The sequence below is a fragment of the Rhizobium sp. T1470 genome (assembly GCF_042140505.1).
GTDB classification, from domain to species: Bacteria; Pseudomonadota; Alphaproteobacteria; order Rhizobiales; family Rhizobiaceae; genus Rhizobium; species Rhizobium favelukesii.
This window is the reverse complement of the sequence record NZ_CP148091.1, coordinates 1,441,826-1,464,597: the sequence shown is the minus strand read 5'-3', so window position 1 is coordinate 1,464,597 and position 22,772 is coordinate 1,441,826. Positions and strand designations below refer to the sequence as shown.

16 protein-coding genes are annotated in these 22,772 nt (G+C 60.6%); 6 read left to right on the top strand and 10 right to left on the bottom strand.

The genetic code is table 11. The features are described 5' to 3' along the window. Window positions 1-149: 149 nt before the first annotated feature. The 3 genes from WGT02_RS07330 to WGT02_RS07320 all read left to right on the top strand — a co-directional run bounded on the left by WGT02_RS07330 (window position 150) and on the right by WGT02_RS07320 (window position 2,715). Complete coding sequence (locus tag WGT02_RS07330) at window positions 150-1,442, top strand: Hsp70 family protein (protein ID WP_024313746.1); 1,293 nt, start codon at window positions 150-152, stop codon at window positions 1,440-1,442. A 59-nt stretch (window positions 1,443-1,501) separates the two neighbouring features. Next, complete coding sequence (locus WGT02_RS07325; protein ID WP_208248528.1) at window positions 1,502-2,374, top strand: uracil-DNA glycosylase family protein; 873 nt, start codon at window positions 1,502-1,504, stop codon at window positions 2,372-2,374. A gap of 149 nt (window positions 2,375-2,523) precedes the next feature. Further along, entirely contained in the window at window positions 2,524-2,715 is a 192-nt protein-coding gene (locus WGT02_RS07320) for a hypothetical protein (RefSeq protein WP_024313748.1), read from the top strand. Window positions 2,716-2,816: 101 nt separating this feature from the next. On the opposite strand, the gene WGT02_RS07315 is transcribed toward WGT02_RS07320, so the two are convergent. Together WGT02_RS07315 and WGT02_RS07310 are read right to left on the bottom strand one after the other, a co-directional pair. Next, the gene (locus tag WGT02_RS07315; RefSeq protein ID WP_208248530.1) at window positions 2,817-3,668 is read right to left on the bottom strand and encodes a hypothetical protein; all 852 of its coding nucleotides are present in this window, start codon (window positions 3,666-3,668) and stop codon (window positions 2,817-2,819) included. 213 nt (window positions 3,669-3,881) lie between these two features. Next, window positions 3,882-4,811, bottom strand: a complete 930-nt coding sequence (locus WGT02_RS07310; protein ID WP_024313750.1) for a DMT family transporter — start codon at window positions 4,809-4,811, stop codon at window positions 3,882-3,884. 450 nt (window positions 4,812-5,261) lie between these two features. Between WGT02_RS07310 and pepN the strand changes: the two genes are divergently transcribed. Together pepN and WGT02_RS07300 are read left to right on the top strand one after the other, a co-directional pair. Next, the gene (gene pepN, locus WGT02_RS07305) at window positions 5,262-7,910 is read left to right on the top strand and encodes an aminopeptidase N (protein ID WP_208248532.1); all 2,649 of its coding nucleotides are present in this window, start codon (window positions 5,262-5,264) and stop codon (window positions 7,908-7,910) included. Window positions 7,911-8,093: 183 nt separating this feature from the next. After that, window positions 8,094-10,412 (top strand): PAS domain-containing sensor histidine kinase, encoded by a 2,319-nt coding sequence (locus tag WGT02_RS07300; RefSeq protein WP_024313752.1) that lies wholly within the window; start codon window positions 8,094-8,096, stop codon window positions 10,410-10,412. On the opposite strand, the gene WGT02_RS07295 is transcribed toward WGT02_RS07300, so the two are convergent. The 4 genes from WGT02_RS07295 to WGT02_RS07280 form a co-directional block, all read right to left on the bottom strand. After that, the gene (locus WGT02_RS07295; protein ID WP_024313753.1) at window positions 10,409-13,366 is read right to left on the bottom strand and encodes a bifunctional [glutamine synthetase] adenylyltransferase/[glutamine synthetase]-adenylyl-L-tyrosine phosphorylase; all 2,958 of its coding nucleotides are present in this window, start codon (window positions 13,364-13,366) and stop codon (window positions 10,409-10,411) included. The two genes, WGT02_RS07300 and WGT02_RS07295, sit on opposite strands and share 4 nt — an antisense overlap. Window positions 13,367-13,501: 135 nt before the next feature. Further along, on the bottom strand, window positions 13,502-14,905 hold the full coding sequence (locus tag WGT02_RS07290) for a HAMP domain-containing sensor histidine kinase (protein WP_208248534.1): 1,404 nt from the start codon (window positions 14,903-14,905) through the stop codon (window positions 13,502-13,504). After that, on the bottom strand, window positions 14,902-15,648 hold the full coding sequence (locus tag WGT02_RS07285; protein ID WP_024313755.1) for a response regulator transcription factor: 747 nt from the start codon (window positions 15,646-15,648) through the stop codon (window positions 14,902-14,904). Before WGT02_RS07285 ends, WGT02_RS07290 begins: the two co-directional genes overlap by 4 nt. Before the next feature lie 79 nt (window positions 15,649-15,727). Then, entirely contained in the window at window positions 15,728-17,296 is a 1,569-nt protein-coding gene (locus tag WGT02_RS07280) for a Do family serine endopeptidase (RefSeq protein ID WP_024313756.1), read from the bottom strand. A 220-nt stretch (window positions 17,297-17,516) separates the two neighbouring features. On the opposite strand from WGT02_RS07280, the gene WGT02_RS07275 reads away from it, so the two are divergent. After that, complete coding sequence (locus tag WGT02_RS07275; RefSeq protein ID WP_024313757.1) at window positions 17,517-18,695, top strand: MFS transporter; 1,179 nt, start codon at window positions 17,517-17,519, stop codon at window positions 18,693-18,695. Window positions 18,696-18,697: 2 nt separating this feature from the next. On the opposite strand, the gene WGT02_RS07270 is transcribed toward WGT02_RS07275, so the two are convergent. From WGT02_RS07270 to ccmI, 4 genes are read right to left on the bottom strand one after another with little or no spacing between them, the layout of a single operon-like run. Then, window positions 18,698-19,153 carry a cytochrome c-type biogenesis protein gene (locus tag WGT02_RS07270; RefSeq protein WP_024313758.1) on the bottom strand — a complete coding sequence of 152 codons (456 nt, stop codon included), beginning with the start codon at window positions 19,151-19,153 and terminating at the stop codon, window positions 18,698-18,700. Next, a complete protein-coding gene (locus WGT02_RS07265) occupies window positions 19,150-21,138 on the bottom strand; it encodes a heme lyase CcmF/NrfE family subunit (protein ID WP_208248536.1) in 1,989 nt (662 codons plus the stop codon). Before WGT02_RS07265 ends, WGT02_RS07270 begins: the two co-directional genes overlap by 4 nt. Further along, on the bottom strand, window positions 21,135-21,587 hold the full coding sequence (gene ccmE, locus WGT02_RS07260; protein WP_024313760.1) for a cytochrome c maturation protein CcmE: 453 nt from the start codon (window positions 21,585-21,587) through the stop codon (window positions 21,135-21,137). Before ccmE ends, WGT02_RS07265 begins: the two co-directional genes overlap by 4 nt. Further along, window positions 21,584-22,699 carry a c-type cytochrome biogenesis protein CcmI gene (ccmI, locus tag WGT02_RS07255; RefSeq protein WP_024313761.1) on the bottom strand — a complete coding sequence of 372 codons (1,116 nt, stop codon included), beginning with the start codon at window positions 22,697-22,699 and terminating at the stop codon, window positions 21,584-21,586. Before ccmI ends, ccmE begins: the two co-directional genes overlap by 4 nt. Between the last annotated feature and the right edge of the window lie 73 nt (window positions 22,700-22,772).

The window sequence follows — 22,772 nt, the reverse complement described above, 5'->3', positions numbered from 1 at the left end:
TGGCGCCCGCTGCATTTTTCGCTCCAAGTCTTGAATAACGACGGCCTCTGTGGCATCACGCGCCCTCGTTGAAATCGGGCGCGTCGTTGCGCGCCTTTGCGGAGCCTGCCTCCGTTCCCAAAAAACAATCGGCATGATGAGGTGCGAGCATGGCTCAGGCGCTGGGATTCGACTTCGGCACAACCAACACAGTTTTGGCGACGGCGGACGGGCAGACGACGCATTCGATGGCCTTCACGAGCGCAGCCGGCGGCGCCGACAGCATGCGCACTGCATTGTCCTTCATGAAGGATCCGCAACTCGGCGCCTCCGCCTTGAAGGTCGAGGCCGGCCACGCCGCGATCCGGCAGTTCATCGACAATCCGGGCGATTGTCGGTTCCTGCAATCGATCAAGACCTTTGCGGCAAGCGCTCTGTTCCAGGGCACACTCATTTACGCAAAGCGTCACAGTTTCGAGGATCTGATGGAGGTCTTCATTCGGCGCCTGCGCAACTACGCCGGTGACAACTGGCCGTCTGATGTCAAGCGCATCGTTACCGGCCGCCCGGTGCATTTTGCCGGCGCGAACCCCGAACCGGTTCTGGCGACAGAGCGCTACAACGAGGCGCTTTCTCGCTTCGGCTTTCCCGAGGTTCACTATGTCTACGAACCCGTGGCGGCGGCATTCTACTTTGCGCAGAATCTGAAGTCGGACGCCACTGTGCTTGTCGCCGACTTCGGTGGTGGTACGACCGACTATTCGCTCATCCGCTTCGAAACGGTCGGCGGAAAACTGACAGCAACCCCGATCGGTCATTCGGGCGTGGGAATTGCCGGCGACCACTTCGACTATCGCATGATCGACAACATCGTGGCCCCGCAGATCGGCAAGGGGAGCCATTTCAAGAGTTTCGACAAGATCCTTGAAGTCCCGACGAACTACTATTCGAGCTTCGGCCGCTGGAATCAGCTCTCCATCTTCAAGACATCGCGCGAGTTCGAGGATCTCAAAAAGCTCGTACGTGTGGCACTCGAACCCGAGAAGCTTGAGACATTCATCGATCTGGTCGATCACGACGAGGGTTATCCACTCTATCAGGCCGTATCGGCCACGAAAATGGCGCTCTCCGCGGCCGACGAGGCTGCCTTCGACTTTGCCCCCCTCGGTCGCGGTGGCCACCGGACAATCCGCCGGGCCGATTTCGAAACCTGGATTGCAGATGACCTCGCGCGAATCGAAACGGCGCTTGATGAGGTGCTGGAAAAGACAAACACGACATCAGACATGATCGATAAGGTGTTCCTCACGGGAGGCACGTCGTTTGTCCCGGCTGTGCGTCGAATCTTTACCGAACGCTTCGACAAGGACCGCATCGAGACAGGCGGCGAGCTCCTTTCCATCGCGCACGGCTTGGCTCTGATCGGCGAGCGCGAGGACATCACGCAATGGACGGTGCAATAGGTCGTCGTGCGGCCACCGCGCTCTTTCTTTGACGTCGCGGCTTCGCTAAAGTCGCTGCCATGATCTGCGTCAACGAACTTTCTCCGGGCGAACTCGCCGCGCTTCTGCATTTCCATGCCGAAGCGGGCGTGGAATGGCTGCTCGAAGAGGAAGCCGTCGATCGTTTCGCTGAGTTCGAGGCGATGAAGGCGGCTAAGCGGAGCGCGGCCTCGTCGCCGCAGGCCACCGAAGCTCGGGAAACCTCGGCCCGCCCGGCAGTTCAGGCGACGCAAAGGAACGCCCCTGCCTCCGAGCGTGCGGCTTTGCGGCCGCAGCCTTCGATCCCCGATGGCGAGGCAGTGCAACAGGCACGGTTCGCGGCCGAAAGCGCCCGTTCGCTGCCGGAGCTGAAAACGGCGATCGAGGCATTCAATGGATGCAATCTCAAGCACAGCGCACGTTCGACGATCGTCGCTAGCGGCGATGCGGCAAGCGGGATCATGGTCATCGGTTCGGCGCCAGGGGCCGACGACGATCGTGAAGGCCAACCCTTTGCCGGGCGACCTGGCCAACTGCTCGACAAAATGCTCGCGGCGATCGGCCTACAGCGCGATGCCATAGTGCTGACGCAGGTCATTCCCTGGCGACCACCTGGCAATCGCATTGCGTCGACCGCCGAGATGGATATCTGCCGTCCTTTCATCGAGCGGCAGATCGCGCTTGCCGGGCCGAAGGCGATTCTCGTGCTCGGCAATTTTGCCGCCCGGGTCTTTTTCGGCGAGACCGATACGATTCACGGCTTGCGCGGGCAATGGCGGGAGATCGCGGTCGCAAACCGCATCGTTCCTGCGATCGCGACATTGCATCCGCAAGATCTATTGACGGCACCGGTCAACAAACGATTGGCCTGGAACGACCTTTTGGCTTTTCAGGCCAAACTGGCAGCACTCTAATATGCCCGCCAAATAGGCAAATCTAAACGTTTTATGAAAATATCCATGCGATTTATGCATACCTGCCGCTTATTCTAATGCATTGAAAACCTCATGTTGCAGTGCAATATTGTGGTGTGTCTTGGGAGGAATCAACAGGAACCAAGGCAATGACTGCACGTTTTCGTTCTATCCACTGCGGGTTTGAAACCCTTCGCCTTGCCAATGAGCAGGGTCGCACAACGCAAAGCTACAGCCGCATCGGCTTCGCCACAAACGAGCAGATGGTTGCTCGTGGGACTGGCGCCAGCGGGCGCATCGCGCGTCCCGCCACGATCTTTGCGGATTTCCAGCAATACTGAGGTCGAGGCTGGCATTTGCTGGCCTCTTGCCCCATTGCGCGCCGTATCACCAAGCGCGATTCTCGCCGATCTGGCCTCTCAGTCGGCCGCGCCTTGCCGCACTATCTCGTCCCCCAGTGGAACGCCTCATCAACATAGGCGAACTTGATCGCTTGCCACAGACTGTACTGCTCGACGAACGAGCGCGAGATCCAGAGTACAGGTTTCCTGTCGGTCGCATTCCAGCCAAGAGATCCTTGCTGCGCCGCCTTGGCGAAAAGCCGCTGCAAGTGCGTGCGCGATATCATGAAATCCGCCGCCAGGGCGCGACTGTCGAGATGACCGACCACGACGCGGTCGGGGTCATTTCCTTCCAGATCGATCCGGGAGACAAGATGATCGACGATCAGCCCGCCAGCATCGTTCCACAGGAAAAGCGCCACATGCTCTGAGGGCTCCCGCCACTGCGGATCCTGAAGGCAATTGCGCGCGATCCTCGGCTGCATGATGCGGATCAATTCAGGGTGGGCCTCAACATGGGCAACCCGGCTTCCGCCATCCAGCAGATCAAGGGCTCCCAGGTTCGAGACCAGCCAGCCAAACATCGCCTGATGACTGATCTCTGCCGGCTCGAACTGGCGGGGGCGCCGCCGCTCCGCCCCCGGCTCGTAGGCGATGAAGCGGCAGGTGAAGAGTTCGTCGATGAAGCTCAGCACCGTGTTGCGGCTGGCCACCTTGCGGGACGTGATCTCGTCCGTCAGCCGCACGGCAGTGAAGCCTGAGGCCGGATCAGCAGGATCGCGCTCCATCGCAAGGGCAAAGGCGGTCTGCGTCAGCAGCCAGCGTTGCTGGGATGCAAGCAATCGTGCCAGTCGCGGGCCAGCATCGAACATGCCGCGCATGCGCCTCGCGTGGAAACGAATGGCTAGGATGAACTGCGGGTTCGCAACCAAGTCTTCGGCACTAAAAGGCATTTTTCTCCCGACGCGCACATGCCCGGCGTCGGCACCCCAGGCACCACGCCGTCCGATCAACCCATAACATGCGCATTCGCGAATAAATGAAGCTTCGTCAAGCTCATAAGACGCAGCAAACGTTCGGACACGTCACTATTTCGTTCGAAATCCTCCCGCATAACGAGAGAACTTCAGCGACACGATCACAAAGATAAGATTGAGGCGCGGTTTTCACGATCCGGCTTGCCGGGCGGCGCGCCGCTCCAGATCAAGTTGGTGCTCGCGGTAGATGATGAATATCCCGGCTGCCACGACAATTGCAGTCCCCATCAGCGTGCTGCCGCCTGGGACATCGCCAAATACAAAATAGGCGATGACGCTTCCGATGACGATCGATGTGTACTCAAACGGAGCAACCGTCGAGACATCTGCGTGCCGATAGCTCTCCGTCAACAGGATCTGCGCCACGCCGCCGCAGAAGCCGGCTGCAACGAGAAGCAATTGCGGTTTCAGATCAAGCACCTGCCAACCGACCGGAACCGTCACGAGCGAGAACACTGTGGCAATGATCGAAAAATAGAGAACGATTGTGGCCGTCTTCTCTTCCTCCACCAGTCGCCGCACCTGAATCATCGCCATGCCGCCGAGCACGGAAGCCAGCAGCACCGTGATCGCACCGATCGCTTGCTCGGAATGGATGCCGCCCTCGCGAAAAAGGGTGAGCTTCGGCCAGGATATGATCGCCACGCCCACCATTCCGAAAAGGACCGCACTCCAGCGGTAGATTCGTACGGTTTCACCGAGGAACAGTGCCGCAAAAATCACCGCGACGAGCGGCATCGCGTAGCCGAGCGCAATCGCCTCCGGCAGCGGCAGGTGCAGCAGCCCGTAGAAGCCTAGTCCCATCGATATGATGCCGAGCGTCCCCCGCTTCAGGTGTCCGATCGGATTGGCCGTATAAAATGCCGATCGCAGCTGCCCGCGATAGGCCAGGTAGGCCATGATCGGAAACAGCGCAAAGAAGGAACGACAGAAGGTCACCTGCCCCGGCTGGATGTCGCTGCCGGCAAGCTTGATGAAGGTCTGCATTGCAAGGAAGACAACAACCGAGCCGACCTTGAACGCAATGCCCCTCATCGGGTTTACCGTAGCCGACCGCATGTCTTGCACTCTTGTATTGCTGTTTTGAGACAGGAGAACGCGCCAGACTCGACGCAGCGTGACTGTGACAGTCGTTGTGACGAATGAACAGATAGAAAATCGGAAAGTTTACAGAGCCACCGAGCAGACCAGATGGTCGCCACGCCACGCTCGATAGGCGTGGCGACCGAGGGGTTTGGTACAAATCCCGAGATCTGAGCGCTGTAAATACGACGCAGAATCGTCGTTCAGCGAACTCAAGACGAGGAGGATCAAAGCAGCCATCAGCCTCAAATCCCATTCCCAGATCCGCCCACATATAGCCGCTTCCAGTGTCTCCAAATCTTCCGCTGCCGCGATTTCGCTTTAACTTTAGTTCAGACTTTAATGTAATCATGCCCTCAAAATTTGTGGCGGAGTGCCCACTCCGCAGACGAAGCAGTCATCCGCTCAAGGTCTTCAGGGAACATCATGCGTACAGATACCGGCCAGGTCATCAATCTGGCAGACTACCAGCCCACCGAATTCGTTCTGGAACGCGTGGACCTTACCTTCGAACTCGATCCGACTGAAACCAAGGTCGAAGCACGACTGATCTTCCATCGCCGCGAAGGCGTCGATCCCAAGGCCTCGCTGGTGCTCGATGGCGATGAACTTGCGCTTTCCGGCCTGCTGTTCGACCAGATGGAAACGCCGGCGGGCCAATACACCGTGACGCCGGAAAGCCTGACAGTGCGCGATCTACCGGCATCCGATCCGTTCGAACTGACGATCACAACGATCATCAACCCCGAAGCCAATACGAAACTGATGGGCCTCTACCGCACCGGCGGCATCTACTGCACGCAGTGCGAGGCAGAGGGCTTCCGCCGCATCACCTATTTCCCCGACCGCCCCGACGTCCTGGCCCCTTACACGGTCAATATCATTGCCGACAAGGCCGCCAATCCGCTGCTGCTGTCGAACGGCAATTTCCTCGGCGGCGCCGGCTATGGCGAAGGCAAACACTTTGCCGCCTGGTTCGATCCGCATCCCAAGCCGAGCTATCTCTTCGCGCTCGTCGCCGGCGATCTCGGCATCATCGAAGACACGTTCACGACGATGTCCGGTCGCGAGGTCGCCCTGAAGATCTATGTCGAGCACGGCAAAGAGCCGCGTGCCGCCTATGCGATGGACGCGCTGAAACGCTCGATGAAGTGGGACGAAGACGTCTTCGGACGCGAATATGATCTCGACATTTTCATGATCGTCGCAGTCTCCGATTTCAACATGGGCGCCATGGAGAACAAGGGGCTCAATGTCTTCAACGACAAGTACGTCCTTGCCGATCCGGAAACGGCCACCGACAGCGACTACGCCAACATCGAAGCAATCATTGCCCACGAATACTTCCACAACTGGACTGGCAACCGCATCACCTGCCGCGATTGGTTCCAGCTGTGCCTGAAGGAAGGATTGACCGTCTATCGCGATCACGAGTTCTCGGCCGATCAGCGCTCTCGCCCGGCCAAACGCATCGCCGAGGTTCGTCACCTGAAATCCGAGCAGTTCCCGGAGGATGCAGGTCCGCTCGCTCATCCCGTTCGACCGATAAAATACCGCGAAATCAATAACTTCTATACAACGACTGTCTATGAGAAGGGCAGCGAAGTTACGCGAATGATCGCAACGCTGCTCGGCAAGGAGACTTTCAAGAAGGGAATGGACATCTACTTCGATCGTCATGATGGCCAGGCTGTGACGATCGAGGACTTCGTCAAATCCTTCGAGGACGCCAGCGGACGCGACCTTACACAGTTCTCACTCTGGTATCATCAGGCGGGCACGCCGCTGGTTACGGCCTCCGGCTCATACGATCCCGCAGCGAAGACGTTCAGCCTTTCGCTGGAGCAGATGATCCCCGCAACGCCCGGCCAGTCCGACAAGAAGCCGATGCACATCCCGCTGAGCCTGCAGCTCTTTGCAGACGATGGTGCCGCCGTGGCTCCGGCCTCCGTCGAAGGTGCGGAGTATACGGGCAGCGTGCTGCATCTGACCGAGCGCACGCAAACGGCCGTATTCCACGGCGTTCCAACGCGGCCAGTTGTTTCGATCAATCGCAGCTTCTCGGCACCGATCAATCTCCATTTCGACCAGTCGCCCGCCGACCTCGCCCAGCTTGCCCGCTGCGAGACAGACCATTTCGCGCGCTGGCAGGCGCTGACGGACCTTGCACTTCCGAACCTTCTGAAGGCGGCGCGCGATGCCCGCGAAGGAAAGACTGTCGCTTCTGAGCCGACATTCGTCGACACCCTAGTTATTGCCGCGGCTGACGAGGGCCTCGAGCCCGCCTTCCGCGCCCAGGCGCTGGCCCTGCCAAGCGAAGCCGACATCGCCCGCGAACTCGGTGGCAACAACGATCCAGACGCAATCCATGCCGGACGCCAGGCGGTGATCAAGCACCTCGCCGACGCGGGACGGGACACATTCGTTGCACTCTATGGTTCGATGACAACGCCGGGCGCCTTCAGCCCGGACGCAACAAGTGCGGGTCGCCGCGCCTTGCGCAACGCTGCACTGACCTACCTCTCCTACGCGGAGCATTCGCCGGCCCGCACCAAGGCTGCCTTCGATGCTGCCAACAACATGACCGACCTGCTGCATGCGCTGACGATCCTTGTGCACCGCTTTCCGGACAGTGCGGAAGCTGCCGAAGCGTTGTCGATCTTCCGGGATCGCTTCGCTGAAAACGCACTGGTCGTCGACAAGTGGTTCTCGGTGCAGGCAACCATACCCGGCGCCGGCACGCTCGATCGGGTGCTGAAGCTGATGGAGAACCCTCTGTTCAAGAGGACCAACCCCAATCGCGTTCGTTCGCTTGTCGGCTCCTTTGCTTTCGCCAATCCGACGGGCTTCGGCCGCGCCGATGGAGAAGGCTACCGCTTCCTCGCCCGCGAGATCCTCGACATCGACCGGCGCAACCCTCAGTTGGCGGCCCGCATCCTGACGTCAATGCGCTCCTGGCGCTCCCTGGAGCCGGTTCGGCAGGACCACGCCCGCTTGTCCCTGTTGGAAATCGAACGGGCCGCCGAGCTTTCGACCGACGTCCGCGACATCGTCGAACGCACTCTCAAAGGGTGATTTGCCATCGCAAGCCGCTGCACCACCCACAGCGGCTTTCCGATCGCCGAAGAAAATTCAGCATCTAGAATCGGTTAACATATTTTTACCTTTTCCTCTGGACAAGGCGAATCACCAGTGATTCATTGAGTGAGGTTCGGGCGAGCGGCGCTGCGAATCACACGAGGGATCAAGGCTGAAGAGATGATGAACGTGCGGCGGGCAACCGCAGCCGACGGACGGCTGCGTGTCGATTTCGACGACCTCCTGGCCTGGCGCGATAGCTTTTCAGCCAGGCGCTCCCGCGTTTCCTCGTCGTCCTCGCGCAACCTCTCCCAGGTCGAAATCGTCCTGAAGCGAATTATTCCGATTCTGATCGTAGCCTTCCTTACGGTTGTGGCTGCATCGCACTTTTTCGGAATGGTCTCCGAGTATGGTCGGACAGAGGCCGCCGCCCGCCATTCCACCGCACTTGCCGCCGCGACTGCCGCTGCGGCCTTCGCCGATGCCAACCAGATATTCGAAACCGCAGACGTCATGCAGGCGCAGGCTCGGCTGGCGCGTTTTATTCCGCAGGATCGCCTGGACGATGACGCCTTCGTGCTGCTGGTGCAGCCGAGCGGCAAGGTGTTCGCAGCAACGGCAGCCGGCTCAACCTATCTTGGCGCCAGCGTCGGCGACTTTTTCTCGGAGATCTCAGCGATCCGCCGTTTCGGCGATCGCGCCGGCGTCATCGAAACGACGATCAGCGGCCGTCCCCACTACGCCGAGATTACTCTGATCGGCGGCTCCGGCGGCTATGTCATCGCCGCGACATCGCTGGAGCGGATCGGCAAACTCTGGCGGGACGAAGTCACGCTGAACGTGACACTCTTCGCAGGCATCTCCTCGATCCTGCTCGTCATCCTGTACGCCTACTACATGCAGGTGAAGCGCGCCCGCGATGCCGACGATATCTTTCTAGAGTCGAACCTCCGCGTCGAAACCGCGCTGTCGCGCGGGCGCTGCGGACTTTGGGACTTCGATTTCGACAGCCGCGAATTCTACTGGTCGCGCTCGATGTACGAGATGCTGGGCCTTCCCGCTTCCGAGCGGACGATGTGCTTCAGCGATGCGGCCCGCCTGATGCATCCCGATGACGGCGGTGTCTACGAAATCGCCCGGTCGATCGCCCGTGGCGATGCCGGTCAGGTCGACCAGATATTCCGTATGCGGCATGCCGGCGGCCACTATGTCTGGATGCGGGCTCGCGCCCAGGTGATCCGTACCAATTCCGGCCGCGTCCACATGATCGGGATCGCAATGGACGTGACCGAGCAGCATCGCCTCGCCCAGCGTTACGCCGAGGCCGATCAGCGGCTGGCAGACGCCATCGAATGCACATCGGAAGCTTTCGTGCTCTGGGATAAGAACGACCGTCTCGTCATGTGCAACGCACATTTCCAGCAGGCGTACGGACTTCCCGATAGCGTTCTGGTCCCGGGGACCGAGCGCACACTTGTCAATGCCGCGGCAGCACGCCCGGTGATCGAACGCCGCATCGCCGACGCAGATGGCTCCGGCTACTCCCGCACGACCGAAGTACAGCTTGCTGATGAGCGCTGGCTGCAGATCAATGAGCGCCGTACGCGCGACGGCGGCATGGTTTCTGTCGGCACCGATATCACGTTGCTGAAACGCAACCAGGAGCGTCTGCGTGACTCCGAACGCCGGCTCATGGCGACGATCGGTGACCTCTCCGCTTCCCGTCAGACTCTGGAAAGCCAGAAGGCTGCACTCTCTGTCGCCAACTCCAACTATCTCGTCGAGAAGGAGCGCGCGGAAGGCGCCAACCGGGCGAAGAGCGAGTTCCTGGCGAACATGTCCCACGAGCTTCGCACGCCGCTCAACGCAATCCTCGGCTTTTCGGAAATCCTGCAGGATCAGATGTTTGGCCCGCTCGGCTCGTCGAAGTACAATGAATACGCGCGCGACATCCACGATAGCGGCAAGCACCTTCTGAACGTCATCAGCGATATTCTCGATATGTCGAAGATCGAAGCAGGCCACATGAAGCTTGAGTGCGAAACGATCGATCTCGCGCCGCTCATCGAAGAAAGCCTTCGCTTCACCGCGATCCCGGCCGCACAGAAGAATATCTTCGTCGAGCAGCGCATTTGCGATGGCATGAGGCTGACCGCCGATCGCCGCGCGATGAAGCAGATCCTGCTCAACTTGCTCTCCAACGCAGTAAAGTTTACCAACGAAGGTGGCCGTATCGCCGTTCGCACGCGTCGCACCAACAGCGGCGTCATGCTGACGATTGCCGACACCGGTATCGGCATCCCTCGCGCGGCGCTCGGCAAGATCGGCCAGCCTTTCGAGCAGGTGCAAAACCAGTACGCAAAGAGCAAGGGAGGCTCTGGCCTCGGTCTTGCCATCTCTCGGTCGTTGACGACCCTTCACGGGGGCAAAATGAAGATCCGGTCGCGCGAGGCGATCGGCACCGTCATTTCACTGCACATTCCAAACAACGGCCACTAAGATTTCACTACCGTCTGGAAAATTTTCCTGACGGCTTTCGAAAGCCGCTTGATCTCTCCCTCAAGCGTCTTGATGTCAGGGCAGTCACCGGCACGGGAAACGAGATCGGTGAGACCCGCCGGAGCTTCCTTGGGATCGAACAGACCGTCGATGCACAGGCGGATGAGCTGCGAAATATCCGTATAGAGCGACAGCGCTGCCAGGCAGAGTTCCATGTCATCGCGGTCCATCAGCTCCACACCGATAAGCTTCACCTGCCCCGCCGTGTTGAAGTCGTCCCCCTCAACGGAGATGCCCTTTGTGGAGGCCACTAGCCGCAGATACTGCGCGATGAATTCGATATCGATCAGTCCGCCGGGAATAAGCTTCAGGTCCCAGATGCCCGCCGGCGGCTTTTCCTGCTCGATCAACGCCCGCATCTCGGACACGTCCTTGGCGATCTTCTCTGAGTCGGTCTTCGCGAAGAGCACTTCGGCGATGATCCGCTCGGCCTCACCGATCAGTTCTCTGTCTCCGCACACGAGGCGGGCGCGCGTCAGCGCCATGTGCTCCCAAGTCCAAGCCTCGTCACGCTGATATTTTTCGAAGGACTTGATGCGGGTAGCGACCGGCCCCTTGTTTCCCGAGGGCCTGAGGCGCATGTCGACCTCATAGAGTACGCCCTCCGCAGTCGGCGCCGAGAGCGCCGAGATCAGCCGCTGCGTGACGCGGGTGAAATAGCGCGTCGCGTCGAGAGGCTTGGGGCCGGAGGATTCGGCGGCTTCATCGTCGTAGTCGTAGAGCAAGATGATATCGATGTCAGAGCCGGCAGTGAGTTCGAAGCTCCCGAGCTTGCCCATGCCGACGACAGCCACGCGGCCGCCCGGAAAATCGCCATGTGCCGCCCTGATCTCCTTCATGACGGCATCGAGTGCCGCTTCGAGGACGAGATCGGCCAGATGCGTGAAGGCGCGGCCAGCCATGGCGCCCCGGATCGCGCCGGTCAACAGCCGGATGCCGATGAGGAAGCGCTGTTCGTAAGCGAAGATGCGCAATCGATCCAGCACCTCCTCATAGTACCGTGCGGGTGCGAGAAAGCCGCCAATGCGTTCGGCGAGATAGGCGCGCGTCGGCAATTCCGCCATCAGGCCGGGATCGAGCATGCCGTCGAAAACATGCGGCTTGGCGGCAATCACCTCGGCCAGCTTCGGTGCAGAGGACATGATGTTGACGATCAGCGATAGGAGCGCCGGGTTGCTGCCGAGGAGCGAAAACAATTGAATGCCTGCGGGCAGGCCCGAGAGAAAGCTGTCGAACCGCAGGATCGCCTCATCGGCGCGGTTGCTTTGGCCGAACACGCGCAGCAGTTCCGGCGTCAGTTCGGTCAGGCGCTCGCGCGCCTCCACGGACTGCGTCGCCTTGTAGCGACCGTAATGCCACGTGCGGATGACACGGGAGATATCGGAGGGTCGTTCGAAGCCTAGCTTGCGAAGCGTGTTCAGCGTATCGGGGTCATCGGCCTGTCCGGTAAAAACCAGATTGCCGGTTTCCGTTGAAAGCTTCGTCTCCTGTTCGAACAGGCGAGCATAGCGTCGCTCGACTGTTTTGAAGACCTCGACCAAGCGCGCGGCAAAACTCGGCGTATCGTCGAACCCCATCATGAAGGCGATGCGCTTCAGATCGGTTTCAGTCTCGGGCAGAAGATGTGTTTGCTCGTCGTGCACCATTTGAATTCGATGCTCGACATCGCGAAGGAACCAATAGGCCTCGGTCAGCTCGTCCCGCGTTTCCTCGTCAATCCATTTCGCCTTTGTCAGCTCCGCCAACGTCTCCTCGGTGCCGCGGCAACGAAGTGCCGGCATCCGGCCGCCAGCGATCAGCTGCTGTGTCTGCGCGAAGAACTCGATCTCGCGGATGCCGCCGCGACCGAGCTTGACGTTGTGGCCCTTGACCGCAATCGCGCCATGCCCCTTGTGGGCATGGATCTGGCGCTTGATGGAATGGATATCGGCGATGGCGGCGTAGTCGAGATACTTGCGAAAGACGAACGGAACGAGCCCGCGCAGGAATTCCTCGCCGGCCAGGATATCGCCAGCGACGGCGCGCGCCTTGATGAAGGCGGCACGCTCCCAGTTCTGCCCCCTGCCCTCATAGTAGATCATCGCCGCGTCGACGGGAATGGCAAGCGGCGTTGATCCTGGATCGGGCCGCAGCCGCAGGTCGGTCCGGAAGACATATCCATCCGCCGTACGCTCCTGCATGATCCGCACCAGCCGTCGCATCAGCCGCGGGAAGATTTCGATCGCGTCGTCCGGATCCGGGATGATCCCCGCCTCTTCGTCGAAGAATACGACGAGATCGATATCGGACGAGTAGTTGAGTTCGGAAGCGCCGAGCTTGCCCATGCCGAGGACGATCAGCCCCGAGCCCTCGCTGGGAGCGGAGACATCCTTTAGCGTGACCTTGCCCCCGTCGTGGGCGGCAAGCAGCAGGTGATCTATCGCCGCACCGACAGACGCTTCCGCAAGCTGGCTCAACCAAGCCGTGGTCGCGCGACCATCGAATATCCGGGCGAGGTCTGCCATGGCGACAAGGAAGGCGACCTTGCGCTTGATGATACGCAGGCGGCTCATCACGTCGGCTTCACTCGGCAGATCGCCGCTTGCCGTCGGCTTCCAACACGCGCGCGCTTCTGCGATCAGCGCCTCTATCCGGGGTTCCAGCGGCTCCGAAATTGCAGTCGCGAGAATTGCCGTATCGATATTCGCGATGTCACGCAGATAGGGAGACAAGGTCAGCGCGGCCGTGATGAAGTCGCGAAATCCGCCTTCCGCCTTGAGCATCTCCGCCACATCGGGCTCGCTCTTGCCGATCCTTTGGAGATCCGCCTGTGCAAGCTTCAGCTCGCTCTTGTTCAGCGGCTTCAGCAACCCGTCGGCTACTTCAACAAGGCTATGCCTCGAACTCGTCAGCATGCACCCTCCCTGGCGAACAGAACCGCGAACCGCCGGGAGAATCATAGCAACTTCCGGCAATTACGCTCTAAGGTAGGGTCTGTGGCGGCAATGGCCAACATCGAATTCGACCCGCTGCCGCCATGATGGTCAGCGCTATTTCACCGGAAAGATCATGCTGACGGTGAGACCTCGCTTCTCCTGATGCTGCGCATCAGTGTCGGACAGCTCCAGTTTCCCGCCATGCAATTCCATGACCGCGTCCACCAAGGAGAGGCCAAGACCGGTGCCGGGCTTGGAGCGGCTTTCATCCAGCCGCACGAAGCGCTTCAGTACATCTTCGCGCTTCTCGGCCGGCACACCTAGTCCGCGATCAGCAATGGAGAGGCAAATGCCATCGGCGCGGCGAAGCAACTTCAGCGCGATATCGCCGTGGCCTTCCGCATCCGAGGAATACTTGATGGCGTTGTCGATGAGATTGAAAATCGCTTGGCCGATCAGCTCGCGGTTGCCCTGAACTTCGATGTCAGGCTCGATCGACGAGGTGAGCGCAAGCCCTGCATCATCGGCGACGGGCTCATACAGTTCCGCGCTGTCTGCGACGATGGCGGTGAGATCGACCGGAGACATTTCGGCGGCGACCGAACCCGCCTCGACGCGCGAAATCATCAGCAGCGCATTGAACGTGCGGATCAACTGATCGGACTCGGATATGATCCCCTCAAGCGCGGTGCGTCGCACCTCGGCGTCTGCGGTATCCAGGGCGTCGGTAGCCTTGTTGCGCAACCGCGTCAGCGGCGTCTTCAGGTCATGCGCAATGTTGTCGGAAACCTGCCGCAACCCTTCGTTCAGCTTCTCTATCCGGCCGAGCATCGTATTGAGCGAGACCGACAGACGATCGAACTCGTCGCCTGAGCCCCCGACCGGAAGCCGCTGCGAGAGATCCCCGGCCATGATCTTTTTGCTCGCATCGGACATGCGGTCGATCCGCTTCAGGGCGTTCCTCCCGATGCCGAACCAGATGATGATAGCTCCGAGGCCCATGATCGCGAGTGCGATCATCAGAGCCTGCCGCACCAGCCCGCGGAATGCCTCAGGCTCGCCGAGGTCGCGGCCGATCAGCAGACGCAGCCCGTTGTCCAGCACGAAAATGTTGGCAACCGCCATATGCCGGCGGCTGAGGCCGCTGTCGGCATAACGCTGATACATGAAGGGCAAGGAGGTCCACCCCTCTTCATCGAGCACACCGGGCTGCACGGATGCGACGTTCCCGGCGAGGATATCGCCCGAGGGACCGGCAATGATGTAGAGATTGGCGCCTGGCTGGCGCGCGCGGCGCTCCATCGTGCGCAGAAGAAGATTCATGCCGCCGGCGTCGTAGGCCCGCTGGACCTGGTCCACTTCCTGCTGCACGGCTTCGCGGATCTGGTTTGTCAGAAGCCGCTCGGACATCGCCGTCACATAGAAGACCAGCGTCGCGGCGCAGATGGCAAAGAGCAGGATGTAAAGTGCCGAAAGGCGGACTGCCGTGGACTTGAAGAGAAACCAGAAACGGTTCATCCCTCGTCCTTGATCATATACCCCGCGCCGCGAATGGTCTTGAGAAGCGGCTGGCTGAAGTCCTTCTCGATCTTGGACCGCAGCCGGGAAACGTGCACGTCGATGACGTTGGTCTGCGGATCGAAGTGGTAATCCCAGACGTTCTCGAGAAGCATCGTGCGGGTCACCACCTGGCCGGCGTTCTTCATCAGATACTCAAGCAGACGGAATTCGCGCGGCTGCAGCGGTATCTCCTTGCCGCCGCGGCGGACCTCGTGTGCGAGCCGATCGAGTTCAAGGTCGCCGACGCGGTAAACAACGTCCTGGTCCGGTGCCCCCTTGCGACGACCGAGCACCTCGACACGTGCAAGAAGTTCGCTGAACGCATAGGGCTTCGGCAGATAGTCGTCGCCACCCGCTCTGAGGCCGGTAACGCGGTCGTCCACCTGACCGAGGGCAGAGAGAATGAGAACAGGCGTGTGGATTCCCTTGCGGCGCAATTCGCTGATGACGGACAGACCGTCGCGGCGCGGCAACATGCGATCGATGACGATCACGTCGTAGGTGTTTTCCGAGCCCATGAAGAGGCCGCTTTCGCCATCGCTTGCGTGATCGGCCACGATGCCCGCCTCACGAAACGCCTTGGTGAGATAAACCGCTGCTTCGAGATCGTCTTCGATGATGAGAATCTTCATGCGGCCGACATTACCCGCCGGTTGCGTTTCGGCAAGGCTCAAAACTGCTTCCTGTTGCACAGAGGTCATTGCGATCACCTGCGGATATTGGGCGAAAGGAAGCCGCGCCCAGAGGGCGCGGCTCCCCACTCTGTCAGGGTTGGGAGGATTAACCCTGGCCGTTGATCGGAAGGGCGACGAAGCGGCTGCCCTCCTTCGACTGGATCTGGAAGAGTGCCCGCGTGCGGCCATCTTTCTTCGCCTGGTTCAGGACCTTGACGACATCATCGGCATTGGAGACTTCCTGGTTGTTGACCGAGGTGATCTTCTCGCCTTCCTTGATGCCCTTGTCGGCAGCGTCGGAGTCCGGGTCGATACCAGTGATCTGAAGCCCCTTGCCATCGTCAGAAGGCCCAACTGTCAGGCCGAGGTCAGCAAGTGCCTTTTCGGAAGCAGGAGCCTGAGTTTCCGGCGCCTGATCGCCGTCGTCAGCGGAAGCATCCTTCTGTTCAGCAGGCAACGTGCCAAGTTCGACCGTCAGAGACTGAGCCTTGCCGGAGCGCCAGACAGAAAGCTCGACCTTCTTGCCGGGCGTCATAGCGCCGATGCGGCGGCTGAGGTCGCGGGCATCCTTGACCGTCTCGCCGTTGACGGCGGTGACCACGTCGCCAGCCTTCATGCCCGCCTTCTCACCCGGCGTACCTGCCTGAGCGGAGACAACAAGCGCGCCGCTCGCCTCGGAAAGGCCGAGTGAGTCGGCGATGTCCTTGGTAACGGGCTGGATCTGAACGCCCAGGTAGCCGCGGGAGACTTGTCCATCCTTCATGAGGTCGGCAACGACATCCTTGGCCGTAGACGCCGGGATGGCAAACGCAATACCTACACTGCCACCGGACGGAGAGAAGATCGCGGTGTTGATGCCGACGACTTCACCATTGAGATTGAAGGTCGGGCCACCCGAGTTACCGCGGTTCACTGCGGCGTCAACCTGCAGGTAGTCGTCATACGGACCAGAGCCGATGTCGCGGCCACGTGCCGAGACGATACCGGCTGTTACCGTACCGCCGAGACCGAAGGGGTTACCGACCGCAACAACCCAGTCGCCGACGCGAACATTGTTGTCATCTGCCCAGTTGACGTAGGTGAACTTGCGGCCTTTGCCATCAACCTTGAGAACGGCGAGGTCCGTACGCGGATCCTTGCCGATCAACTTGGCATCAAGCTCCGTGCCGTCGTTCATCACTGCAACGAAGGCTGCGCCGTCGGAAACGACGTGGTTGTTGGTGACGATGTAACCATCCTCAGAAATGAAGAAGCCCGAGCCCTGGGCAACGGGACGCAGGCGGCCCTTGCCATCCTGCGGGCCATGGTGCGGAGGACCGCGGCGGTCCTGCGGACCCTGTGGACCTTGCTCACCAAACTGGCGGAAGAAAGGCTTCAAGGCATCCGGAAGATCGTCGAAGCCGCGACCATTGAAGTCGAAGGCGAAGCCGTTGGCATCATCATCGGACACCGGTTTGACGCGATTTTCGACACGTACCGAAACGACCGCCGGCGAAACGGCATCGACGACGTTCGCGAAGCTCGGAACGGACGGAGCCTGAACCTTGACAGCTTCGGCATAGGAGCGAGTGATTTCGAGGGGAATACCGGTCGCAAGCACCGCAGCGGCAAGACCCGCGACGGTCGAGGCCTTCAGCGCGGTATTGAGCGACGGAGCTTTGATATTCTTGAACATGAGTGGCACCTTCTTTGACTTCAACATCTACAGGATCAGGATGACCGGATCGGCTGATGAAGGAAGATATAGGACGGCACACCTTACTGCGAACTGTCCGAGCGATGAAAAATTCGTAATGTGCAATACGACCGCATTGCGATCCGGTGCAGCAATCTCCCTCGACTAAAGCGCTTGGAGTCGATAAGCCTCCTGCTTACAACCGGAGGAGGACGAAACCATGGCCCATGTGGTCACGGGAGAGGATTTTGCGCCCGATACTGCTGCGCTCGCTGCCGTCATCTTCGGCGTCACTGCCTTCGCGGTTGCACAGGGGCTGACCTATCCGCTGATTTCGCTTGTCCTTGAGCATCGAAATGTTTCGCCGAGTCTCATCGGCCTCAACGCCGGTTGCTTTGCGGCAGGCTTGGCCGTGGCGACGTTCGCGGTGACGTGGCTGTCGCGAAAGGTGCGGGGCGACCGGCTGATCGTCGCGGGCCTCGTCGGCTGTGCGGTCAGTCTCTCGACCTTCGCGACATTCGACACTTTCTGGGTGTGGTGCATCGCTCGATTTTTTCTCGGCTTCTTCGTCAGCCTCATCTTCATGCTGAGCGAGGCCTGGCTCAACACGGCCTGCCCTGACCGCCTGCGCGGGCGCGTCTCCGGTCTCTATGGGGCAGGCATGTGCGGCGGCTTTGCCGCGGGTCCACTGGTGATTCCGATCTTCGGCACGGAGCAAGGCTTTGCCTTCGCGCTGCTTGCCGTCTACGTCGCCTGCGTCGCCTTCCTGACGATTATCCTCACCCGGAGAGCACGCACGCTTCCCGAGCAGGCCGCATCAGGAGCGCTCTTCAAGTTTGTCAGAAGCGCACCGATGCTGATCTGCATGGTGGTCGCATTTGCATTCGCCGATATTGCCGCCATCTCAACCATGCCGGTCTATTTCGTCCGGCTCGGCTATTCCGAGGCGTTCGCCGCCATCAGCGTTACAGTGCTCGCGCTACCGACCGCACTTGCCCAACCGCTGGTCGGCTGGCTTCTCGACACGACCTCGCGCTTCGGAGTGGCCATCTGCTCCGGCCTGCTTGCGGGGCTGAGCTTCATCGCGATCCCGTTCCTTCAGTCGCAGGCAGCAATTCTGGTGATGTTCGGCATCATGGGAGCAGCGAGTTTTTCGCTTTACACCTGCGCCTTGACGATTCTCGGCGAACGCTATGCCGGAGATAGGCTTGTCGCGGGAAGTGCTGCCTTCGCCCTTGCCTACGCCGTCGGCAGCGCGGCGGGCTCGTCCTCGGTCGGCGCGGTGATGGACGTGTATTCGCCGTCTGCAGGACCAATCGCGGCGGGCTGCGTCGTGTTGGCATTCACCGCAGCGCTGGTCGCGTCTGTGTTGCGAGACCGCCTCCGTAGACGGTCGTAAGATCACTCGTCGAGCAGTTCATTCAATCGGGCCTGTTCTTCGGCGGTCAGCTTGGAGCCTGTCGGCCTGCCTGCCCTCTTTCGTGCGAAGACGATCAGTGACAGGCCGCCTGCAACAACCAGCAGGAGCGGAGCGCCCCACAGCAGGATCGTTTTCGTTTCGAAACGCGGCTTCAACAGCACGAACTCGCCATATCGAGAAACGATGTAGTTCATGACCTGTTCGTCGGTATCGCCATCGGTGAGCCGCTCGCGCACCAGCAAGCGCAGGTCCTTTGCGAGCTCGGCATTGGAATCGTCGATCGACTGATTCTGACAGACCATGCAACGCAGTTCCGCGGAGATCGTCCGGGCTCGTGCCTCGAGCTTCGGATCCGCAAGAACTTCGTCCGGGTTGACGGCAAAGGCCGGCGCTGACGAAAGAATCACCGCCAGGACGAGGAGCAAGCGCCGGATCATTCGGCCGGCTCCATGGCCGGGGGCGCCGGTTTTGCTCTCCGGCTCGGAGCGCCGACACGCAGACGCCGGTCGCTGAGCGAAACGAACCCACCGGTCGCCATGATCACCGTACCGCCCCAGATGCAGAGGATGAAGGGCTTCCACCAGATACGCACGACGATACCGCCATCGTCCGTAGGATCCCCGAGGGACATGTAGAGCTGGCTAAGGCCGAAAGTCAGGATGCCGGCTTCGGTCGTCGGCATTTGGCGCGCCGCGTAGATCCGCTTGGATGACCAGACATCGGCCACCTCCACGCCACCGCGGCCGATGCTGAAGTGGCCCCGCTCCTCGCTGTAGTTCGGGCCATTGGCCGGTTTCATGCCGTCGAAACGCACGGAGTAGCCTCCGGCCTCCACGGTCTGGCCGGGTTTCATCTCGACCACATGCTCGGTTTCGAAGGTGGTGACCGCGACGATGCCGAGGACGACGACGCCCAGCCCGGCATGAGCGAGCGCCGTGCCGAAGGCCGAGCGCGGCAGGCCGGCAAGGCGCCTCCAGGCGATAGAAGCCGCGACCTTGCCCGCGCCCGCGCGATACCAAAGATCGGCAATCGCGCCGAAAATCAGGAACAAAGCGGCAGCCAGCCCGAGCACGGCAAGCACCGGACCGCCATGCTCGATATAGAAAACAATGACCGCCGCAACAAAGGCCAGGATCGCAACCAGATAGAGCCGCTGGAGAACAGCCAGCAAGTCACCGCGCTTCCATGCCAGCAGCGGACCGAAGGGGACGATCACCAGCAGCGGCGCCATCAACAAGCCGAAGGTCATGTTGAAGAAGGGCGGTCCGACCGAGATCTTGTCGCCGGTCAGCGTCTCCAGCAGCAGCGGATAGAGCGTACCGGTCAGCACGGTGCCGCAAGCCACGGTGAGGATCAGATTGTTGAGAACGAGCGCACCTTCGCGCGAGATGGGAGCGAACAAGCCGCCTGCCGACAGGAGCGGCGCGCGGAATGCGAAGAGCGACAGCGCTCCGCCAATGAAAATCAGCAAAATGCACAGGATGAACACGCCGCGCGACGGATCGCTGGCAAAAGCATGTACCGAAGTCAGGACGCCGGATCGGACAAGAAAAGTGCCCATCAGCGACAACGAGAACGTCAGGATGGCAAGCAGAACCGTCCAAATCTTCAGCGCCTCGCGCTTTTCCATCACGAGTGCCGAATGCAGCAGCGCCGTTCCGGCAAGCCACGGCATGAATGACGCATTCTCGACCGGGTCCCAAAACCACCAGCCGCCCCATCCAAGCTCGTAGTAGGCCCAATAAGAACCCATGGCGATGCCGAGCGTCAGAAACGTCCAGGCAGCCAGCGTCCAGGGGCGCACCCAGCGCGCCCACGCGGCGTCGATGCGCCCTTCAATCAGCGCTGCCACGGCGAAGGAGAAGCACACGGAGAAGCCGACGTAGCCGAGATAGAGCAACGGCGGGTGGATCGCCAAGCCGACGTCCTGCAGGACCGGGTTGAGGTCCTTCCCCTCGGCCGGAGCCGGATCCAAACGCATGAACGGGTTGGAGGTAAGAAGGATGAACAGGATGAACGCGACCGATATCCAGGCCTGAACGGCAAGCACGTTTGCCCGCAGCGAGTCCGGCAAATTGCGCCCGAAGGCTGCAACCAAGGCGCTGAAGAGCGCCAGGATCAGCAGCCAGAGCATCATGGAGCCTTCGTGATTGCCCCAGACGCCGGAAAACTTAAAAAGCAGCGGGACCAGCGAATGGGAATTCTCCCAGACGTTCGCCACCGAAAAGTCCGATACGACGTGAGCGTAAGTCAGAACGGCGAACGAGAAAGCCACAAGCGCGAACATCGCCAGGGAGCCTACGGACGCGACGTCCATCATCGCCCGGTCGAGGCGCCTTGCACCGATCACCGGAACAACGGAGATAATGAGCGCCGTCGCAAGCGCCAGGATAAGAGCGTAGTGGCCGATCTCGATGATCATTGCACCGCCTCCCCTTCCTTCCAGAGCCCTTGCGCCTTCAACTTGTCGGCGACGTCCTTCGGCATGTACTTCTCATCGTGCTTGGCGAGCACCGTATCGGCGGTGAAGACATCGCTGCCTGTTTCGAAACGGCCCTCGGTCACGACCCCCTGGCCCTCGCGAAAGAGGTCGGGGAGAATGCCGGTATATCGTACCCTGACAAGGTCGCCAGTCGCGTCGGTCACGGCAAACTGCACCGTCGATCCCGCGCCGCGCACGATGCTGCCGTCGCCGACAAGACCGCCGAGCCGGATCCGGGTTCCGGGCGGCACCGGATTTTTCGCGATATCCGCCGGCATGTAGAAATAGGCGACCGACTGGCTGAAGGCGAACATGACGAGCAGCACGGCGGCAAGGATGAAACTCATGCCGCCACCGATGATTGCCAAGCGTTTCTGCTTGCGCGTCATTCCGTCGTTCCTTCTGTCGCGATGTCGAGCTCTCGTGCCAACGCGAGCAGCTGCTTGCCTTGCTCGCTGCTTGTCGGAAACGCTGCCAGTCCGCGCTTCAGAGCTCCAACCGCACGATCCTTGTCCTTCAATACGACATAAGAGCGGACGAGCCGCAACCAGCCTTCTAGATTGTTCGGGTCTTCGGTGAGCTTGGCATCGAGGCTTTCCACCATCCCCTCAATCATTTGCTGCCGATCGCCAGCGTTCATGCTCTCGGCGGAAGCAACGTCTGCCTGCATCGGATTGCCCGGCGCCTGCCCACCACCGTTCTTCGCAATATGCTCGGCGACCAGCGGCATCCAGGGCGCGTCGGCGGGCGATTGCTTGGCGAGGGCTTCAAAGGCGGCCTTAGCCTCTGCAGCCTGGCCGGCCTGTTCCATGCCGAGCGCAAGGTAGAAGCTCGCCTTCGGATTGTCGGGCTGTAGTTGAAGCGACTGTTCCAGCACCTTGCGTGCATCTTCGGTGACGACACCGTTCGAGGTCGCCATCAGCGTCTCGGCAAGTCCGTCCAGCAGCGCAGCACTTGGCCCGAGCAGACGGATCGCATTGCGATAGGCGGTCTCGGCTTCGGCAAGGCGCATGGTGTTGAAGTAGATCGGCGCCAGCACCTCCCAGCCCCTGCCGTCATCGGGGCTCTGCGCCAGATGGCGCTCGGCCTTGGCGACCAGGATCGCCATATCGTTGCCGGGGTTCTCAAGTCGGGCTTCCAAGGGTTGCGACGGCAAATCCGGTCGCCCCACCAGAATGTAAAGACAGAGCCCCACGACCGGCAGCATCAGCAGCACGAAGGCTTCGGAGAGACGGTAATGCTTGGTGACCTTGCGATCGGTGACCGGCGCGACCGAGACGGTAATCAGGCGTCGGCCGATTTCGGCCCGCGCATAGTCCGCTTCCTCGGCTGAAATCAGTCCGCCGGCAAGGTCGCGATCGAGCTCTCGCAACTGATCGCGATAGACGGCAGCCTCGCCGGCGCGCGTATCGTCGACCGCTCTCGCTCCACGCAAAAGCGGATAAAGCAGAATGACAGCAACAACCGCCGTCAAAACGGCCACAAGAATCCAGAAAAGCATAGGCGCCAAATACTCGAAGCGAACGTCTATTCCAACAAGCAAAGCCGCAATGACGATTATTTGAGGCGTTTGG

What these genes read in the sequence shown, in the direction of transcription:
- ccmE (WP_024313760.1), bottom strand. Translation starts at nt 21,587, where the DNA reads ATGACGCGCAAGCAGAAACGCTTGGCAATCATCGGTGGCGGCATGAGT.
- WGT02_RS07290 (WP_208248534.1), bottom strand. Translation starts at nt 14,905, where the DNA reads ATGAACCGTTTCTGGTTTCTCTTCAAGTCCACGGCAGTCCGCCTTTCG.
- WGT02_RS07270 (WP_024313758.1), bottom strand. Translation starts at nt 19,153, where the DNA reads ATGATCCGGCGCTTGCTCCTCGTCCTGGCGGTGATTCTTTCGTCAGCG.
- WGT02_RS07280 (WP_024313756.1), bottom strand. Translation starts at nt 17,296, where the DNA reads ATGTTCAAGAATATCAAAGCTCCGTCGCTCAATACCGCGCTGAAGGCC.
- WGT02_RS07275 (WP_024313757.1), top strand. Translation starts at nt 17,517, where the DNA reads ATGGCCCATGTGGTCACGGGAGAGGATTTTGCGCCCGATACTGCTGCG.
- WGT02_RS07315 (WP_208248530.1), bottom strand. Translation starts at nt 3,668, where the DNA reads ATGCCTTTTAGTGCCGAAGACTTGGTTGCGAACCCGCAGTTCATCCTA.
- WGT02_RS07320 (WP_024313748.1), top strand. Translation starts at nt 2,524, where the DNA reads ATGACTGCACGTTTTCGTTCTATCCACTGCGGGTTTGAAACCCTTCGC.
- WGT02_RS07295 (WP_024313753.1), bottom strand. Translation starts at nt 13,366, where the DNA reads ATGCTGACGAGTTCGAGGCATAGCCTTGTTGAAGTAGCCGACGGGTTG.
- WGT02_RS07265 (WP_208248536.1), bottom strand. Translation starts at nt 21,138, where the DNA reads ATGATCATCGAGATCGGCCACTACGCTCTTATCCTGGCGCTTGCGACG.
- WGT02_RS07330 (WP_024313746.1), top strand. Translation starts at nt 150, where the DNA reads ATGGCTCAGGCGCTGGGATTCGACTTCGGCACAACCAACACAGTTTTG.
- WGT02_RS07285 (WP_024313755.1), bottom strand. Translation starts at nt 15,648, where the DNA reads ATGACCTCTGTGCAACAGGAAGCAGTTTTGAGCCTTGCCGAAACGCAA.
- WGT02_RS07325 (WP_208248528.1), top strand. Translation starts at nt 1,502, where the DNA reads ATGATCTGCGTCAACGAACTTTCTCCGGGCGAACTCGCCGCGCTTCTG.
- pepN (WP_208248532.1), top strand. Translation starts at nt 5,262, where the DNA reads ATGCGTACAGATACCGGCCAGGTCATCAATCTGGCAGACTACCAGCCC.
- WGT02_RS07300 (WP_024313752.1), top strand. Translation starts at nt 8,094, where the DNA reads ATGATGAACGTGCGGCGGGCAACCGCAGCCGACGGACGGCTGCGTGTC.
- ccmI (WP_024313761.1), bottom strand. Translation starts at nt 22,699, where the DNA reads ATGCTTTTCTGGATTCTTGTGGCCGTTTTGACGGCGGTTGTTGCTGTC.
- WGT02_RS07310 (WP_024313750.1), bottom strand. Translation starts at nt 4,811, where the DNA reads ATGCGGTCGGCTACGGTAAACCCGATGAGGGGCATTGCGTTCAAGGTC.